The following is a 17,292-nucleotide window of genomic DNA, read 5'->3' as shown; positions in this document are numbered from 1 at the left end:
AAGCGAGGCCGGGCAGAAGACGTCGGCGTTTTGCGTTGGCAAGGCGGGGCCGGTTCGTGATAGCCTTCGGCCCGACGGGAGGGACCACCATGGCGGACATCCGGATGCTGTTGGGTTTGTCACTGGCCGCGCTGCCGCTTGCCGGTCCGGCGCAGAGCGCGGCGCAGGGTACGGCGCAGCCCAGCCTGACCAGGGAACAGAGCATCCAGTTGTTCGAAGCTGCGGGCTTCCGGGTCGAAAACGGGCGCGCGATCAACCGCTGCGGCGGCGCGTCGAACCCGCGCGTCGCCTTTGCCGATCTCAACGGCGACGGACGGGCGGAGGCGCATGTCGCCGATGTCGATCCCAAATGCTACGGCAAGCCCGGCGCCTATTTCGCGGTGCTGACGCTCGGCACCGACGGGCGCTGGCGCCGCCTGATCGCCGAGGATGGCATCGTCGGCTTCGCCAAGACGCGTACCGGTGGCTGGCGCGACCTGACGCTCGAGGCGCGCTATTCGGCCTGCCCCGGCACGCGCCATTTCGCGGGCGGCAGCTACGGCGCGCCGACGGCGTGCAGCCAGGACGGGAAGGCCGCAGCCGCCCCGGCAAGCGCCGCGCCGCCGCGTAGCGGCCCGATGCCGATTTCGCGCGACTATCTGTTCGATTGGGACGGCTCGCAAACCCCCGAAGCCAAGGCGCTTCCGGCGACCGAGCGCCTCGCGCTGTTTCGCGCCGCCGAGATCAAGCCGGTCAAGGGCGGCCGCTGGACAGCCTGCACCGACGACGACAGCGGCCATTCGGAGGCACAGGTCGATTTCATTGGCGACGTCAATGGCGACGGCCGACCCGAAGCGATGATCCACGACAATGGCATCTTCTGCAACGGATCGGCCGGCGTCAATTCGATCGTCCTGACCAAAACGCCGGCGGGAAGCTGGAAAGTGATGCTGACCACCCAGGGCTTCGCAAACTTCCTCAAAAGCCACGGCGTCGACAATTATCCCGATATCCAGGTCGGCCTTCCCGGCTTCTGTTTCCCCTATCTGCGCTGGAACGGCCGCGAATATGATCTCGCCGCCCGGTTCGACGACAACGGCAAGCCCTGCAAGCCGTTCTGATCGCGGCGTTCAACCTGCGCCGAACAGTCCCGCGGTCTGCGCCAGAACCCACAGGCCGATGACCAGGAACAGCGCCGCAGCGATCATGCGGACCTTGTTCAGATCGACGCGCTTGAGCAGTTCGTGGCCAAGGAAGATTGCGGGCACATTGGCGATCATCATCCCCAGCGTCGTACCCGCCGTCACGGTGAAGACATCGTGGAAGCGCGCGCCGAGCGCGATTGTCGCGACCTGCGTCTTGTCGCCCATCTCGACGAGGAAGAAGGCGACGAGCGTCGTCATGAACGCGCCCGCATGCGATTTGGGCGCATCATCATCCTCGAACTTGTCGGGGATCAGCGTCCACGCCGCCATCGCGACGAACGAGGCGCCAATGACATAGCGGAAGATATCGCTGTCGAGGAAGGCGGCCGCCTGCGCCCCCAGCAGCGCGGCGAGCGCATGATTGGCGAGCGTTGCGACCAAAATGCCGAGGATGATCGGAAGCGGCCGTTTGAAGCGCGTCGCGAGCAGAATCGCGAGGAGCTGCGTCTTGTCGCCGATCTCGGCGAGCGCGACGACCGCGGTCGAGGTGAACAAGGCTTCCATGAGTTACTCCGGGGCCGAGCGGCAAGCGAACTCCAACAGCGATCGCGCCCGCCGCCCGGCCCGGACGAAGGTGCGACGCCATTGGTCTCGCCCAAACGCTTTCGCGCTTCCGCGGCGCCACGGCCTCTCGACCGAGTATGTTGACGCTGCGGCCCGTCCGGCAGGACGGCTGGCTACTCCCCAGATGACGGGGGTGCGTTAGACGCGGTCGAGGCGGCTGGCAAGCCCTTCGTCTGCGAACCATTGCCCGGCGCGGCCGCGGCGGCGGCCTTGTCCGCCTCCGACAGATCCTTGTCCATCGCCCGCGCGCGCGCTTCGATGTCGGATGCAGCCTTGTCGTACCGCTGGTCGAAATCGGGCGGCTGTTTGCACGCCGCCAGCGCGAACAGCGGCAAGAGCATCAGCGCGCGGTGCATCAATAATCCTTGCGGTAGCGGACGGAGAAGTTCGATTGCCCCGAACCGCCCGCCTGGCTCAGGATCGACAGCGCGCGCGTCAGGCTGATCTCGAGCTGCGTCGCGGTATAACCGCGCGCATCGGTGATGACCTCAAGATAGATGTCCTTCGAGATATATTGCCCTGCCGCCAGCGCGGTGCCGCGTCCGGTCGTATCGTCGGGCCCCAGAATGCGCAGGCGGTCGATCCCCGCCGCCGACTGGAGCGCGCCGAGCGGGCTGAGCCCCCCGCCACCGCCGCGCAGTGTGTTGAGCGACGCCGCGAGTTGCACCGCCTGGAGCGGCGACAGCGAGGTGATCGAATCGCCGAACAGGATGCGCGAGACGATTTCGTCCTGCGGCAGTCCGGGCACGCTCGAAAAGGCGACCTGCGGGTTGCTCGCGCGCCCGGTCACCGCGACATTGACGGTCACATTGTCGAAAGTGTCGGTCGCGAGGAGGTTGATCGCGGGATCATAGGCATCGCCGGTGGGGAAGGTCACCTTGCCCTGTTCGAGGTTGAACGAGCGCCCCGCGAAATCGAGCGTGCCGCGCACCAGTTCGATCTCGCCGGTCACGCGCGGCGCGACGGTGGTTCCCTTCAAGGTGACGTCGGCCTGCCATTCGGATTCGAGCCCCATGCCGGTCACATAAATCTGTTCGCCGGCGCGCAGGCGGATGTCGAGCCGGATCAGGTCGAACAGGCTGCCGCCGACCGCCGCCAGCCCGTCGCCGCTGATCCGGCGGCGCCCACTCGGCGGCTTGCGGCGCACGCCGGTGAGCACGGGAACGCTCGCCGCGCCCTCGCGCACGATGCGATAGCGCGTTTCGGGCAGGCGCAGGTCGCCCGACAGCAGCGCTGCCTCTCCCGCTGCTTTTGTGAGCGTCAGCGTGCCGGTCGCGCGCGCGCCGATATTCTCGCTGCGCGCCAGCCGCGCATTGTCGAGCGTGGCGACGATGTTCATCGGATAACCATCGGCCGACGACAGGCTGACATAGCCTTTTGCCGCGACGCTTCCGGTGCCGGCCTTGGCGGTAAGCTGATCGATTTCGAGCCGGTTTCCGGTGAAGCGGCCGCTGACCACCATGTCGGTCAGCTTGGTGCCATAGGTCTGGTTCTCATAGGTCATGCCATTGCCCTTGAGCACGCCCTGCAGACAGGGATCGGCAAGCTGGCAACTGAAGTCCGCCGCCACCGCAACCGGGCCCGCGAGCCCCTGATCGGCGGGACCGACGAAGGAATAGAGCGTGTCGGCGGGACCATTATAACGCAGCCCGCCGCCGAGCGGTGCGGCGCGCAGGCGCGTCATCCAGTCGCCCGCGCCCGGCCCGAGCGGGCGCAGCGACGCCTGCAGCCGTCCGATCACGCTGCCGCGCTTGCGCACCACGGCGCGCAATTCACCCCCGTCGGCGAGCAGCTTGCCCGCGAAATTGACGTCGACCGGCTGGCTGACCGCCGCCGCGGTCGTGCGCGTGAAATCGTTGATCGTCAGCCGCGCGTCGGCACGCGGGAAAGCGTCGGAATTTTCCTGCGCGAAGTCGAGGCTGCCGGTCGCGCGCCCGCCGAGCCCCAGTCCCGGATAGACGGCGTTGAGGATCGTCATATTGGCGCGCTCAAGGCGGCTCTGGAGGACGACGCCCTTGCCGAAGCGCCCCGCGAGGCGCGCGCTGCTGCCGCGGCCGAGGTCGATGGTTGTCGGCAGCAGTTCATAATCGTCGGTATGCGGCACGATGCGCGCCGGCGACGCGGTGCGGAAGTTGATGCCGCTGGCGCGGCCCTGCACCGATGCGCGCCACAGCTCGGGTGTCAGATCGGCATTGGCGGCGATGCGGAACGGCACGCCGCTCGTCCCCTCGACCAGCGCCTGCGCCTTGCCGCGCCCGTCGCGATAGTCGATCTTCACCCGCCCGACCGCAATGTCATAATCGCGGATGCGCGTGTCGGCGAGCTGGATGTCGGCGATGATCCGCGGCTTGTCGTAAAGGATCATGTCGGCATCGACGATCGCGCTGCCGACCGCGAGCCGCGCGGCGCCGGGCAGCACCACATTATTCGCGCGGATGTTCGCCGCGACCGCCTGATATTGACCGTCGGCGCTCAGCCGCACGATACCGCCCAGCCCCTGCCCCGATGCGTCGAGCCGGCCGACGAACGGCCCCGCCGCGCTTTGCTGCAGCCGTCCCTTGAAGCCGATCCCCGACAGGTCGGCACGTTCGACATCGATGGTCAGCGGGCCGGCGGCGGTCAGCAGGACGACATCGGCGGTCAGCGGACCGTAATCCGTCTCCCCCTTCGCCGCGAGCCGGTATCCGTTGGGGGCGCCCGTCAGTCGCGCTTCCAGATTGGCGAGGCCGATGCCGAGGCCGGGGCGCTCGGCGCGCAGCGTCGCGCGCGGGTCGCTGATCGTGCCCGCCACCTCGACGCCAAGCGGCCCGTAATCGACCGAAGTGGCGCGCGCGACGAGCTGGAGCTGGCCGCCCGGCGCATAGCTGCCCTGCCCGCTCGTCACCCGCAGCCGCGGCGCGGTGAGGCGCAGATTGGCGAAGCGCACGATGCCGTCGGTGCCATAGCGAATGTCGCTCGTCGCCACGGCATTGCCGCCGAGCAGGTCGCGAACGCCCGAATTGAACAATTGGGTCGATCGCGCGCGAATGCGGCCGGCAATCTCGAACCCGTCGGTACCGACACGCTTCAGATCGACCTCGGTGCCGATGTCGAAGATGCCGACGCTTTCGATGCGGTAATTATTGACCCGCCCGTCGATGGCGCCGGTGTAGAAGCCGCGGTTGAGGTCGGCGACGATGATCGCCTTGGCGTCGATGCGCGGCGACCGCAGGCGGAGGTTATCGCTGAGCAGCCGCCCATTCTTGTAAGCAAGATCACCGTCGAGCCGCACCGCGACGAGCGTTCCGCCCGCTACCGTATCGAGCCCGCGGATGCGCGCCGCGCGCCCCGTCACCGGGATGACGATCTGGTCGACATCGACGCGCGCCTTGCCCGACAGGTTCAGCGCCTCGACGACGATATCATTGACCGCAAGGCTCGCCGCATCGACGCGATACGCGACCGTCGGCGTCGCGAAGGCGCCATCGAGCCGCGCCGAAGCCCGGCCGCCGCTCGCCCGAAGCGCCGGCGCGATCGCGGCGGGGCGCAGCAGCACGAACGTCAGTTGCAGGCCATCATAGCGATTGGCGCCGAGATCGAGGCCGCCGCTGATCCCGAGCCGCATCGCATCGGACGAAACCCGACCGTCGAGATCGGCCTTGCGCTGGGCGAGCCGCGCCGTGACATCGACCGCCGTCTCGCGGCCGAGCAGCGCCGCCGGCGTGCCCGCGAACAGCCGCGCCGCCTGCGTGGTACCCTTGACCGCGAACGTGCCGTCGCGCGCGCTCAGCGCCAGCCCGGCAAGCGGCGCCGCGCCCAGCGTCGCGTCGAGGCGCCCGTCCCAGCGCGTCCAGTCGCCGCGGCCGGCAAGCTTGGCCGTCAGCGGCTCCTTGAACCCGCCGAGTGCCGCCAGCACCCCACCGGCGGGAGCGTTGACGTCGAGCGTCAGCGCCAGTCGGTTCTTTTCGGGCACCGCGTCGAGCAGCAGCGCGAGCCGGTCGCCCTTCGTCTTGCCGCCGATGGTCTCGGCCTTCGCCGTCACCTGCGCGCGCCGGTCGGCGATCGCGACCTTGCCATCGATGCGGAGTTCCTGCCGCGCTCCTGTCACCGCAGGCTCGACAACGAAACGGTCGACGCGCAGCCGCCCGATGTCGATATCGAGGTCGGGAAGCAGGGGTTCGCCAGTGTCGGGCGTCGGACGGAATGCGGGCAGCCGTTGCAGCACGATCGTCGAGGCGGTCGCCGAACGGACATCGACATGGTTATTGAGATAGGCAAAGGGTCGCCAGTCGACCCTGACCTCGGGCGAGCGCAGGAACACGCCCTTCGGGTCCGAAAGCGTGAAATCGCGCACCACCATCGCGCCATAGAGCGATCCGTCGAGCCGGCCGATGCCGATCTTCAGCCCGTTCGAAAATTCATATTTCTCGATCTGGGTGACGACAAAGCGGCGCCCGGCGTCGCTGTTGAGACCGACGACGAACAATGCGATCAGCGCGAGCAGCCCGCCGACGACGATCCCCGTCCAGCGCAGCACGCGGCGCGGCCATGGATTGCTCCGCGGCGGCGGCGTGTCCTCCATCGGCTCGGCTGCGCCCTCGGCCATCAGAAAGCCTGCCCGATCGAGACATAGACGCTGATCCGCGATTCACCCGGCTTGCGGTCGATCGGCGTCGCGACGTCGAGCCGCATCGGGCCGAAATTGGTGTAAAAGCGGCCGCCGATGCCGGCGCCGAAGCGCAGGTTCGAAAAATCGGGGGTCGATCCGGTATAGACCTGTCCCGCATCGACGAAGCCGACGATCCCGAAATTACCGAACCGGTAGCGCGCCTCGAACGCCGCTTCGTTGACGCTGCGCCCACCGATCGGATCGTTGTTGGGATCCTTGGGGCCAAGCTGTTGATAGCCGAAACCGCGCACCGACCCGCCGCCGCCGGCATAGAAGCGCCGCGACGGCGCCAGCCGCTCGCGCGCGGCGCCCAGGATCGAGCCAACGCGCACGCGGCCCGCGAGCACGATATTCTCGGCCACCGGATAATAGCCGCTGACATCGACGCGCGCGCGCGCATAGGGCGAGAAGCGCCCGCTCATCGACCCTTCGGGCTCGATCAGCGTGGTGACGCGAAATCCCTTGGTCGGATCGAGCAGGCTGTTGGTGCGATCGATCCCGATCTGTCCGGTCAGGCCGACGATATAATATAGGTCGCGTTCGCGATCGGCGAGCAGGAAACTGTAATCATCCTCGCTCGTCGCGATAAGCTGCACGCCATAGGCATAGGTCAGCTTTTTCTGCCAGATCGGCGTCGAATCATAGCTGACCCGCGCCGCAATGCGCCCCGTCAGCGCCTCGAACGCGTTATAATTGCTCCGCGTCGCCTCACCGACCAGTTCAAAGGTGCGATCCCGCCGCCCCGCATTCGACCGGCGGAAGGTGACCCCCAGCCCCTGCTCCTGCGTCCCCGCGACGCCGCGCACGATCAACGCGCCTTCAGGCGGGAAAAGATTGCGGTGGGTCCAGCTTCCTTCGACGCGGATTCCCTCGCCGGTGCCATAGCCGGCACTGGCGGCGAGCGTGCGCGGCGGTCCCGCCTGCTGGTTGACCAGCATCGTCACATATTCGGTATCGTCGCCCGCGCTCTCGCCCGTCGCCTGCGGCTCGACCGACACGGTCGCGAACAGGCCGGTGGCGACCAGCGCCTGCCGCAGATCGTCGACCTTGCGGCTGTCGTAGAGATCGCCGCGCTTGAACCGTGCCATGATCGCGACATGGTCGGCGCCAAAGGCCTCCTCGCCGCTACTCGCAAAGCCGCCGAAACGGGCGCGCGGGCCGATGTTGATCGGCAGCGTGTAGACGCCCGTTGCCTTGTCGCCATCGAGCAGGATGTCGCGCTGGCCGACCTTGGCAAAGGGATAGCCTTCCTCGGGAAGTTTGAGCGAGATCGCCGCTTCAGCGCCCTGAACCCGTTCGGCGACGATCGGCTCGCCGATAGCGAGCGGGAAATTGTCGGCGATCAGCCCCGGCGGCACCGTCGGCTTGGCATCGAGGATGATGTCCGAAAAGCTGTAGCGCGGACCCGGCTTTACATCGATCACCGCTGAAACCGGCTGCCCGCGCTCGCGGCCGGCGCGATCGATACGCGTATCGACGCTGCCGTCATAATAGCCTTCGGACGACAAGATGCGCTGCATCAGCTCCGCATCATTGCTCAGCCGGGCGCGCAGCATCGCGAAATTGTCGGCCTTGCCATCGCCGTCATAGAGCGCCGACAGGTCGCCGAACAACCCGGAGAGGTCGGCATCGGTGCTGTCGTCGGCTGCGGCAAGACCATTGACCTGCACCGAATAGGCGACCTGCCGGTTCTCGCCCTCGGGCTCGGCATCGACGAACTGGACCGGCTGAACGTCAAAGCTTTCGAGCGGCGGCAAGGGCGCGGCGAGCTCGGTATCGGTTATCGGCGCATCGCCGATCGGCTCGACCGTCTGCCCGTCGGCGAGCGCGGGAACGGGCGTGCCATCGACCTGCGGCACGGCGTCGGCTGTACCGTTCGCCTTCTGCTTCGCCGCATCGGCGACGCGCTTTTCGAAATCGGCGATCGATTCGAGCGGCTTGTCGAGCTCGGGATCGTCCTCCGCACTGATCGGAGGAATCGCCTTCCTGAATTCGTCATCGGGAATGATCGGCGCCACCTCGGGCAAGACCGCGCCCTCGGGCGGCGGCGACGGGCTCGCGATCGGGGTATCATCGCCGGGAGGCGGCGTATCGGCCGCGGCGGGCTCCGCGGTCGCAGCCTCTGCAGCCGGCGGCGCGGCCGGTTCGCGCTCCTGCGCGGCGACCGCATGGGCGCAGGCGAGCGAGAGCAGCGACGCGGACAATAGCCCCCACCGCCGCCGAGCATCGACGCCAAAGCCGTTCAATTCGTGACGCTTTTTTTCGCTGGCCATCTGTCCACAACCGATGCGCACTTGTGGCTTGCCCGCCGCACGCACGCAACCCGGTTTTCGGGGAAACCGGCTCGGTCCGTCGAAAAGGCGGCCCCGTGGCAACCGCTCAGCTATCGGCGCCGAACAGATCGCGGCTGTAGACCTTGTCGGCCACATCGGCGAGTTCGTCGGCGACGCGATTGGCGATGATCACATCGGCCTCGGCCTTGAAGGCATCAAGATCGCGCACGACCCGCGAGTTGAACAGCCGATCCTCCTCGATCAGCGGTTCATAGACGATAACCTCGATCCCCTTGGCCTTGACGCGCTTCATCACGCCCAGGATGCTGCTCGCGCGGAAATTGTCGGATCCCGCCTTCATCGCGAGCCGGTGGATGCCGACAACGCGCGGCTTGCGGCGAACGACCTCGGCGGCGATGAAATCCTTGCGCGTGGTGTTCGATGCCACGATCGCCTGGATCAGATTCTGCGGCACGTCCTGATAATTGGCAAGCAGCTGCTTGGTATCCTTGGGCAGGCAATAGCCGCCGTAGCCGAAGGACGGGTTATTGTAGAATTGCCCGATCCTGGGATCGAGCCCTACCCCGTCGATCACCTGCCGGCTGTCGATTCCGTGCATCGCGGCATAGGTGTCGAGTTCGTTGAAGAAGGCGACGCGCATCGCAAGATAGGTGTTGGCGAACAGCTTGATCGCCTCGGCCTCGGTATTGCCCGTTTGCAGCACATCGGTCTTGTCCTTGAGCGACGCCTGCTCGAGCAGCCGCGCGAAATCGGCGGCGCGCGGGTTCGTGTCGCCGACGATGATCCGCGAGGGGTAGAGATTGTCGTATAGCGCGCGCCCTTCGCGCAGGAATTCGGGCGAGAAGACGATATTGTCGCTGCCGAACTCGGCGCGCATGCGGTCGGTGAAGCCGACCGGAATCGTCGATTTGATGACGATCAGCGCGCGCGGCGCGAGCGCCAGCGCATCGGCGATGACCGCTTCGACCGTGCTCGTGTTGAAATAATTATTGTCCGGATCATAGTCGGTGGGCGTCGCGACGATCACGAAATCGCTGTCGCGATAGGCGTCCTGCTTGTCGGTCGTCGCGACCAGATCGAGCGGACGGTTCGCCAGATACTCCTCGATCTCCGGGTCGGCGATCGGCGAGGTCCGGGCGTTGATGAGGTCGACCTTCTGCTGATCGATATCGAGCGCGACGACGCGGTTGCGCTGCGCGAGCAGCACCGCGTTCGATATGCCGACATAGCCGGTACCGACCACGGTGATTTTGGGCGAGCTGGCTGCCGCCGATTCGGTCTGGGACAAAGATGCGATCCTCGATTGGGTTGGCGGCCGCTCTAGCAAGTGCCGGGCGGCCGCTCAACAGCGCCCGGCACGCCGGTCAGGTTCCGCAAAAGGTCGTATAGGGTCCGAAGCCTTCGGGTGCCGGGTGGGCAAAAGCCTCCCACTCGCCCCGCGGCACGAACGGCTGACGCACGACATCGAGCAGTTCGAGCCACGCCGTCATACCGCCGGCCTCGGCATCGACCAGCGCCGCCTCGACCAGATGATTGCGCGGGATATAGAGCGGGTTGACCCGGTCCATCGCGTCGGCGCATTCGAGCGGCCCTGCGGGCTCGCGCTCGATCAGCGCCCACCACTCGGCGATCCACGGCGCCATGGCGTCGGGCGCCGGGAGCAGCGCCTGCAACATATCGCCCTCGCCGCGGAGCAGCATGGCGAGCGCGCGGAAGAACAGCGTGAAATCGACCTGATGCGTCTCGAGCTGATCAAACAAGCCGTCGATCAACTCGGCATCGCCATCGCCCGGCTGCGTCAGCCCGAGCTTGGCGCGCATCCGTGCGAACCAGGCCATGCGAAAGCGTTCGGGAATGGCGTTGGCAAGCGCCTTCGCCTCTTCGACATCGTCCGGCCTTACCGCGTGGATGGCCGGGAGCAGCGCTTCGGCGAAGCGCGCCATGTTCCAGTGCAAGATTTGCGGCTGGCGGCCGTAGGAATAGCGTCCGTTCGCGTCGATCGAGCTGAAGACCGTGTTCACCGCGAAGCGGTCCATGAAGGCGCAAGGGCCATAATCGATCGTCTCGCCGCTGATCGCGACATTGTCGGTGTTCATCACCCCGTGGATGAAGCCGACGCCAAGCCAGCTTGCGACGAGATCGCACTGCAGGCCGATCACCCGGTCGAGCAGCGCCAGATGCGGATTGGCCGCCTCGGCAAGCTCGGGAAAATGCCGGCGCACGGCATAGTCCGACAGTTGAACGACATGGTCGGCGCCGAAATGCGCGGCGAAGAACTGAAAGGTGCCGACGCGGATATGACTGCTCGCAATGCGCGTCAGCACGGCACCGGGATGCGCCTGCTCGCGCTGGACGCGATCGCCGGTGGCCACCGCGGCAAGCGCGCGCGTCGTCGCGATGCCCATCGCCGCCATCGCCTCGGACACGAGGAACTCGCGCAGCACGGGGCCGATCGCCGCCTTGCCATCGCCGTTGCGCGAAAAAGGCGTCGGCCCCGACCCTTTGAGCTGCACGTCGAACCGCGCCCCGTCGGGCGCGACGATCTCGCCGAGCAGCAGCGCGCGGCCGTCGCCCAGTTGCGGTGAGAAATGCCCGAATTGATGCCCCGCATAGGCCAGCGCCAGCGGGTTGGCGCCGCCGGGCATTTCCTCGCCCGAAAATATCCGGGCGAGCTGTGCATCGCTTGCGCCCGCCGCATCGATCCCTAACCGGTCGGCAAGCGCATGGTTGAAGATCAAGAGCGTCGGCGCCGACGGCTTCGCCGCCTCCGCGGGCGCATAAAAACCCGGCATCGCGTCGTGAAAACTATTGTCGAACGCAAAATCCATGCCCGGCTCCCTAAGGCAGCAATGTCGGTCGAAGCGCCAACGATTGCAAGCCGCAGCACAGTCGTCACCATCCTGCATTATGTCGCGAAGCCGCGTCCGTTCGCCGCGTCATCCATTTCAGTTCCCGAGATATATGATAGGGCATGGCGATCAATCCAAACGTCATGGAACAGTCATCGTTTGGTCACCCCCTGCGTATAGATGACGCCGTCCCAAGGCTGAATGCTACAAGCAGAACAACATCCAATATGAAAGAATTGGATTATCATTCGTTGACAAATACTTGTAGTGGCGAGATGGAATGACACGATCAAGATTTGGATAGGGCCGGGCACCTCCAGTGGATAGGATTGCACCAGCCTCGAAGGCCCCGCCAGTCTGGCGGGGCCTTCAACTTTTTAAAGCCCGGGCATACAAGCAAGGTTCAGACAGCGCGCACCAAAGGGCAGCAGCCCGATCCCGAGCGCCGCGCGATTCGAAAGTGATCAATGCAAATTCTGCAGCAAGCCGCCGCCGATTATCACGGCCTCATTCTGGATATAGGCGCGGCGACGGGCCTCCCCGATGCGATGCTGCACCTGCATGCAGGAATGCTCATCTTCCTCGCGACCGCGCTCGTGGTGCGCCGGGGCCTGCATGACATATTGCCGCTCGGCATCGTCATCATCGCCGCCTGCGGCAATGAGGTGCTCGACCGGATCAATCTCGGTAACTGGAACTGGCCCGACACGCGTATGGACCTGTTCAACACGATCGTCTGGCCGCTCGCGACCCTCCTCGTCGCCCGGACCGTTCGGGGCCGCCGTTCTGCCGCCGCCGACAAGAAAGCCCCAGCCGAGCCAGTCACTGAGCCAGCCGCGGCCAACCCCGACTTTACCTGAAACACGGCGCGCCGGTCCAAGCCCGGCCCGCGAATTGGCGATTGCAGCGCGCTTCCGCATTTGCTAGCGGCCCGCACCGTGACCTCGGGTTGCCCGGTGACGGGCATGAAAAGGGAAGACCGGTCGATCCGGCGCTGCCCCCGCAACTGTAGTCCGGCGAGGTGGATGCAATCATGCCACTGGAAGCTTGTCTTCCGGGAAGGCCGCATCCCACCGCTGACCCGGCGAGCCAGGAGACCTGCCAGGGCGTCGCCGTTATCTGCACGCGGGCGGGGTGCACCGGGCGCAGGCGAGGATCCTCGCGTGACGGCAAGCCGTTACGCTGGAGGTACTCGTGAAGTCATTTTTCTGGAAATCCACCTTGTCGCTCGTGGCCGTTGCCGCAGCCTCGCCCGCATCGGCGCAGGACGCTGATCCCGATGGTTCGACGATCACCGTCGTCGGCGATCTGCTCGGCGCCGACCAAAGCAACGCCTCGGTCTCGATCATCGACGCCGCCGCCATCCGCCGCGCCCAGAACGGCACCGCCGCCGATCTGATCGCGCGGTTGCCCGGGGTCAGCATCACCCAATATGGTACGCTCGGCAGCGTATCGAATGTGCGCATCCGCGGCGCCGAGGGCGAACAGACGCTGGTCGTCATCGACGGGGTGCGCGTCGGCGACCCCTCCTCGCCGGGCGGCGGCTTCGACTTCGCCAATCTGATGCTCGGCGCGATCGACCGCATCGAGGTGCTGCGCGGCGCGAACAGCCTGCCGTGGGGCAGCCAGGCGATCGGCGGGGTTGTCGCCATCTCGACCACCGAGCCCGACGTGGTCGGCGGCGGCACGAGCGGCCGGATCGGCGCCGAATATGGCGCGCGCGATACGGCGCGGGTCAACGGCCAGCTCCGCGCCGATCTCGGCGCGTCGCAATTCGGCCTCGGCGGCGGCTATGTCCGCACCGACGGGATCAGCAATGCCGCGGTCGGCACCGAGCGCGACGGATACCGCCAATATGCGCTCAACCTCACCAACCGGACCGAGATCGGCAATACGCTGACCTTCCGCGCCTTCGGCCTGTATGCCGACAGCCGCGTCGACCTCGACGGCTTCGCGCCGCCGACCTACAGCTTCGGCGACACCGCGGAATATCAAAAGACGCGCGAACATTATGCCGCCGCCTCGGTCGAGCACCGCCCCGGCGGCAACGACAGCACGACCGGCTTCTCGCACAAGCTCGCCTTCGGCTTTGCCGACATCAACCGCGACAATTTCGACCCGGCGGCGGGCAGCGATCCGAGCTTCAAGGCGCGCGGGCGCAGCGAGCGGCTTTCGTACAGCATCGACTGGCTGACCGCGGGCAATGCAAGCGGACAGCAAGTGCGGCTGATCGCGGGCGCCGAACGCGAATGGACGCGCTCGCTGACCGCCGACGCCTTTTCGAGCGACAGCGGCCGCACCGCGACCACCGGACTGTGGGCGATGATCGTCGGGAAGCCGACCGAGACGTTGTCGCTGACCGCGGGGGTGCGCCGCGACAATCACCGCGACTTCGGCGGCGCGACGAGCCTCGCCTTCGATGCGGGGCAGAAGCTCGGCGATCATGTCACGTTGCGCGCGAGCTATCGCGAAGGCTTCAAGGCGCCGACGCTGTTCCAGCTTTCGGATACCGCAGGCGCCTACGGCAATCCCGATCTGCAGCCCGAGCGCGCCCGCGCCTATGAAGTCGGGGTCCGCATCGCTGCCGCACCGCGCGCGTTCATCGACATCGCCTGGTATCGCCGCGACACGCGCAATCTTATCGATTTCGTGAGCTGTCCCGCCGGTCCCAATCCCCTGCCCCCGATCTGCGCGACAGGCAACCGTCCCTTCGGCACTTACGACAATATCAACCGCGCGCGCGGCCAGGGAGTCGAGGTCGAGGGTGCGGTGCAGCTGTCGCCGGGCCTGCGCTTCAGCGCCAACTACAGCCTCGTCGTCGCGACCGACCGCACCCCCGGTTCGGTCTACGAGGGCAATCGGCTGGCGCGGCGCCCCAAGCATCTTGCCAATGCCGAACTCGGCTGGACGCCCGGCGGCGCCTTTGCTGGCGCCGACCTGTCGGTCGCCGCGCGCTATGCCGGCAAGAGCTTCGACGATCGCGCGAACAATGTGACGCTGGACGATTATTGGCTGGTCGATCTGCGCGCGAGCTACCCGCTCTTCGCGGGAATCGATGTCTATGGCCGCATCGAGAATCTGTTCGACACCGATTATCACACGGTGGCGGGCTATGGCACTGCGGGCCGCTCGGCCTATGTCGGGGTCCGCTGGGCCTTCTGATGCGCGCGGGAGCGGCCCTCGCGATGCTGGCGGCCCTTTCGGCCTGCCAGCCGCGCGCGCCGCTCCCCGCCCGTCACGGCATCGTCAGCATCGATTATTGCGCCGACCAGATGCTGCTCGGCCTGGTGCCCAAGGAGCGCATCCGCGCCATATCCTTCGAGGCGGCGAGCGACAGCGCCTTTGCCGCACCGCGCGCCGCGGGTCTGCCGCGGCTACGCCCGCAGCTTGAGGATATTGCGATGCTGCGCCCCGCGGTAGTCGTGCGCTCCTATGGCGGCAGCGCGAAGCTCGACCGCCAGCTCGAAGCGATGGGGATAAAGGTCGTGCAGCTCGGCTATGCGGGCACGCTCGCCGATGTCCGAAGCCAGATGCTCCGGGCAGGCGCGGCGCTCGGCGCCGGCCCGCGCGCCGCGGCGCTGGTCAAGGCCTTCGATACCGAGGTCGCCGCCGCGCACCAGGGCGGCGGGCACGCGGGCACCGCGCTTTACATCACCCCCGGCGACGTCACGACCGGCCCCGGTTCACTGGTCGCCGAGGTCATGGAAGCGGCGGGCTTCACCCCCTATCGCACCCGCCCCGGCTGGGGCAGCCTGCCGATCGAGGAGATGGTGCGCCGCCCGCCCGATCTCGTGTTCCGTGCCTTTTTCGACAGCGCGCGCTATCGGCAGGATTATTGGACCGCCTCGCGCCACCCCGTCGTGGCCGAAGCCACGCGCCATGCCCGCGATGTCGAGGTGCCCGGTGGCTGGCTCTCGTGCGGCAATTGGCTGACGGGGCACGCGGTCAAGGCGCTCGCCGATGCGCGAAAGGATATGCGATGACGCGCCTCAACCTGACCCTCGCCGCGCTGCTGCTGCTCGCCGCACTGCTCGCGCTGGCAACCGGCCCCGATGGCGTGTCGCCGACGCTATTCGCCGATTGGCTCGGCGGGCATGACCCCGCCGCGACGATCATCCTTGCCGACATCCGGCTGCCGCGCGTGCTCAGCGCCGCGGTCGTCGGCGCGTCGCTCGGCCTCTGCGGCGCCGCGCTGCAGGGGCTGACGCGCAACCCGCTCGCCGAACCCGGAATCCTCGGCGTCTCGGCGGCGGCGACGCTCGGGGCGACGCTGACGCTCTATTTCGGGCTCGCGGCGCTATTTCCCTGGGCGCTTGCCCTTGGCGCCATCGCGGGCGCCGCGCTCGCGACCCTGCTCCTCGCCTCGGCGGCGGTGCGGACGCAGGGCATGGCGAGCCTGATCCTTGTCGGCGTCGGCCTCTCGAGCCTCGCGGGCGCGCTGATGGCGCTGATCCTCAACTTCGCGCCCAACCCCTTTTCGCTCTCCGATCTCGTCAACTGGACGCTCGGGTCGGTCGCCAACCGGTCGCTCGCCGATCTCGCGATGACAGCGCCGCTGATCCTCGTCGGCGCGCTATTCCTGTTCGCCCAGCGCGCGAACCTGTCGCTACTCACGCTTGGCGAGACCGCTGCCGCCGCGCATGGCCTCGACGCCCGCCGCACCCGCATCGCGATCGTCGCCGGAACCGGAATCGCGACCGGCGCTGCGGTGGCGCTCGCCGGCGCGGTCGGCTTCGTCGGGATCGTCGCGCCGCATCTGGTTCGCCCGTGGACGGGGCACGATCCGGGGCGGACCCTGGCGCCTTCGGCGTGGCTGGGCGCGCTGCTCCTCGTGCTTGCAGATCTCGTCGTGCGTATTCTGCCAACCGACAATGAGCTGCGCCTCGGCGTCGTCGCCGCGCTCGCGGGCGCGCCGATGTTCACGCTCATCGTGCTGCGCCGCGGCCGTGGAGGTGCGCATGACTGACGATCTGATCATCGAGGCGCTGCGCGTCGAGGCGCAGGGTACCCCCCTCATCGCCGACATCAGCGCCCGCTTCGCACCGGGACAGTTGACCGCGATCGTCGGCCCCAATGGCGCAGGCAAATCGACGCTGCTTCGCGCGATGGCGGGCGTCGTGCCGACGCAGGGCACGATTCGCATGGGCACCGCCGACCTCACCGCACTGCGCCCCGCCGAACGTGCGCGGCGGCTTGCCTATCTGCCGCAGGTGCACGAACTCGCCTGGGATATCAGCGTCGCCGATATGGTCGCGCTCGGCCGCTTTTCCTATGGCGCTGCGCCGGGCCGACTCTCGGCCGAGGACAAGGCAGCCGTCGACCGCGCAATGGCCGCCACCGGCTGCACCGATCTGGCCCACCGCGGCGTTACCAGCCTGTCGGGCGGCGAGGCGGCTCTCGCCTGCCTCGCACGCGTCCTTGCCGCCGAAACGCCGGTCCTGCTCGTCGACGAACCGGTCGCGGCGCTCGATCCCGCCAATCAATATCGCGTGATGGAATGCCTTGCCTCGCTCGCCGCCGACGGCCGCACGGTCGTCGCGGTGCTCCACGACCTGTCGCTGGTCGCGCAATTTGCCGACACGTTAATGTGGTTGGTCAGCGGCGCCATGGTAGCGCAAACGAGCACCACTCGCGAGGCATTTATAAAACATGTGCCCGAAGTGTTTTCGATAACACCTTCGTTTGCAAATGAGAGTTGCAAAACAATCTATTTTTCAGAACGAGCTGAAATTCGATAGCACGGCCATTAGAAC

General features: G+C 67.1%; 13 protein-coding genes and 1 riboswitch. Of the genes, 7 read left to right on the top strand and 6 right to left on the bottom strand.

Translation table 11 applies throughout. The features are described 5' to 3' along the window. Positions 1–89 precede the first annotated feature (89 nt). Complete coding sequence (locus MU856_RS04050) at positions 90–1,100, top strand: hypothetical protein (RefSeq protein WP_263588410.1); 1,011 nt, start codon at positions 90–92, stop codon at positions 1,098–1,100. 9 nt (positions 1,101–1,109) lie between these two features. Here MU856_RS04050 and MU856_RS04045 read toward each other — a convergent pair whose 3' ends face one another. From MU856_RS04045 to MU856_RS04020, 6 genes are all read right to left on the bottom strand, one after another. Next, on the bottom strand, positions 1,110–1,688 hold the full coding sequence (locus MU856_RS04045; RefSeq protein ID WP_003044711.1) for a TMEM165/GDT1 family protein: 579 nt from the start codon (positions 1,686–1,688) through the stop codon (positions 1,110–1,112). A gap of 173 nt (positions 1,689–1,861) precedes the next feature. Then, positions 1,862–2,104, bottom strand: coding sequence for a hypothetical protein (locus MU856_RS04040; RefSeq protein ID WP_062902189.1), 243 nt, complete (start codon positions 2,102–2,104; stop codon positions 1,862–1,864). Beyond that, positions 2,104–6,333, bottom strand: coding sequence for a translocation/assembly module TamB domain-containing protein (locus MU856_RS04035; RefSeq protein ID WP_062902188.1), 4,230 nt, complete (start codon positions 6,331–6,333; stop codon positions 2,104–2,106). The genes MU856_RS04040 and MU856_RS04035 overlap by 1 nt, the downstream gene beginning before the upstream one ends. Beyond that, positions 6,333–8,669, bottom strand: coding sequence for an autotransporter assembly complex protein TamA (locus MU856_RS04030; protein ID WP_263588409.1), 2,337 nt, complete (start codon positions 8,667–8,669; stop codon positions 6,333–6,335). Before MU856_RS04030 ends, MU856_RS04035 begins: the two co-directional genes overlap by 1 nt. Before the next feature lie 106 nt (positions 8,670–8,775). Beyond that, on the bottom strand, positions 8,776–9,978 hold the full coding sequence (locus tag MU856_RS04025) for a nucleotide sugar dehydrogenase (protein ID WP_058812115.1): 1,203 nt from the start codon (positions 9,976–9,978) through the stop codon (positions 8,776–8,778). A 76-nt stretch (positions 9,979–10,054) separates the two neighbouring features. Then, the gene (locus tag MU856_RS04020) at positions 10,055–11,518 is read right to left on the bottom strand and encodes a protein adenylyltransferase SelO (protein ID WP_062902186.1); all 1,464 of its coding nucleotides are present in this window, start codon (positions 11,516–11,518) and stop codon (positions 10,055–10,057) included. Positions 11,519–11,661: 143 nt separating this feature from the next. Between MU856_RS04020 and MU856_RS04015 the strand changes: the two genes are divergently transcribed. From MU856_RS04015 to MU856_RS03990, 6 genes are all read left to right on the top strand, one after another. Continuing rightward, positions 11,662–11,823 carry a hypothetical protein gene (locus MU856_RS04015; RefSeq protein WP_263588408.1) on the top strand — a complete coding sequence of 54 codons (162 nt, stop codon included), beginning with the start codon at positions 11,662–11,664 and terminating at the stop codon, positions 11,821–11,823. 183 nt (positions 11,824–12,006) lie between these two features. Beyond that, positions 12,007–12,399, top strand: a complete 393-nt coding sequence (locus MU856_RS04010; RefSeq protein WP_062902185.1) for a hypothetical protein — start codon at positions 12,007–12,009, stop codon at positions 12,397–12,399. 69 nt (positions 12,400–12,468) lie between these two features. Further along, a riboswitch (cobalamin riboswitch) is annotated at positions 12,469–12,660 on the top strand. Positions 12,661–12,733: 73 nt separating this feature from the next. Beyond that, complete coding sequence (locus MU856_RS04005) at positions 12,734–14,701, top strand: TonB-dependent receptor plug domain-containing protein (RefSeq protein WP_082819937.1); 1,968 nt, start codon at positions 12,734–12,736, stop codon at positions 14,699–14,701. Positions 14,702–14,724: 23 nt separating this feature from the next. Beyond that, positions 14,725–15,522, top strand: a complete 798-nt coding sequence (locus MU856_RS04000) for an ABC transporter substrate-binding protein (RefSeq protein ID WP_202988270.1) — start codon at positions 14,725–14,727, stop codon at positions 15,520–15,522. Beyond that, complete coding sequence (locus MU856_RS03995; protein ID WP_062902182.1) at positions 15,519–16,505, top strand: FecCD family ABC transporter permease; 987 nt, start codon at positions 15,519–15,521, stop codon at positions 16,503–16,505. The genes MU856_RS04000 and MU856_RS03995 overlap by 4 nt, the downstream gene beginning before the upstream one ends. After that, complete coding sequence (locus tag MU856_RS03990; RefSeq protein ID WP_202988269.1) at positions 16,498–17,277, top strand: ABC transporter ATP-binding protein; 780 nt, start codon at positions 16,498–16,500, stop codon at positions 17,275–17,277. The genes MU856_RS03995 and MU856_RS03990 overlap by 8 nt, the downstream gene beginning before the upstream one ends. The last annotated feature ends 15 nt before the right edge of the window (positions 17,278–17,292 follow it).

Source organism: Sphingopyxis sp. GC21 (genome assembly GCF_025727575.1).
Classification (GTDB): Bacteria; Pseudomonadota; Alphaproteobacteria; order Sphingomonadales; family Sphingomonadaceae; genus Sphingopyxis; species Sphingopyxis terrae_A.
The sequence above is the reverse complement of the archived record's forward strand: the minus strand, read 5'-3'. Positions and strand labels throughout refer to the sequence as shown.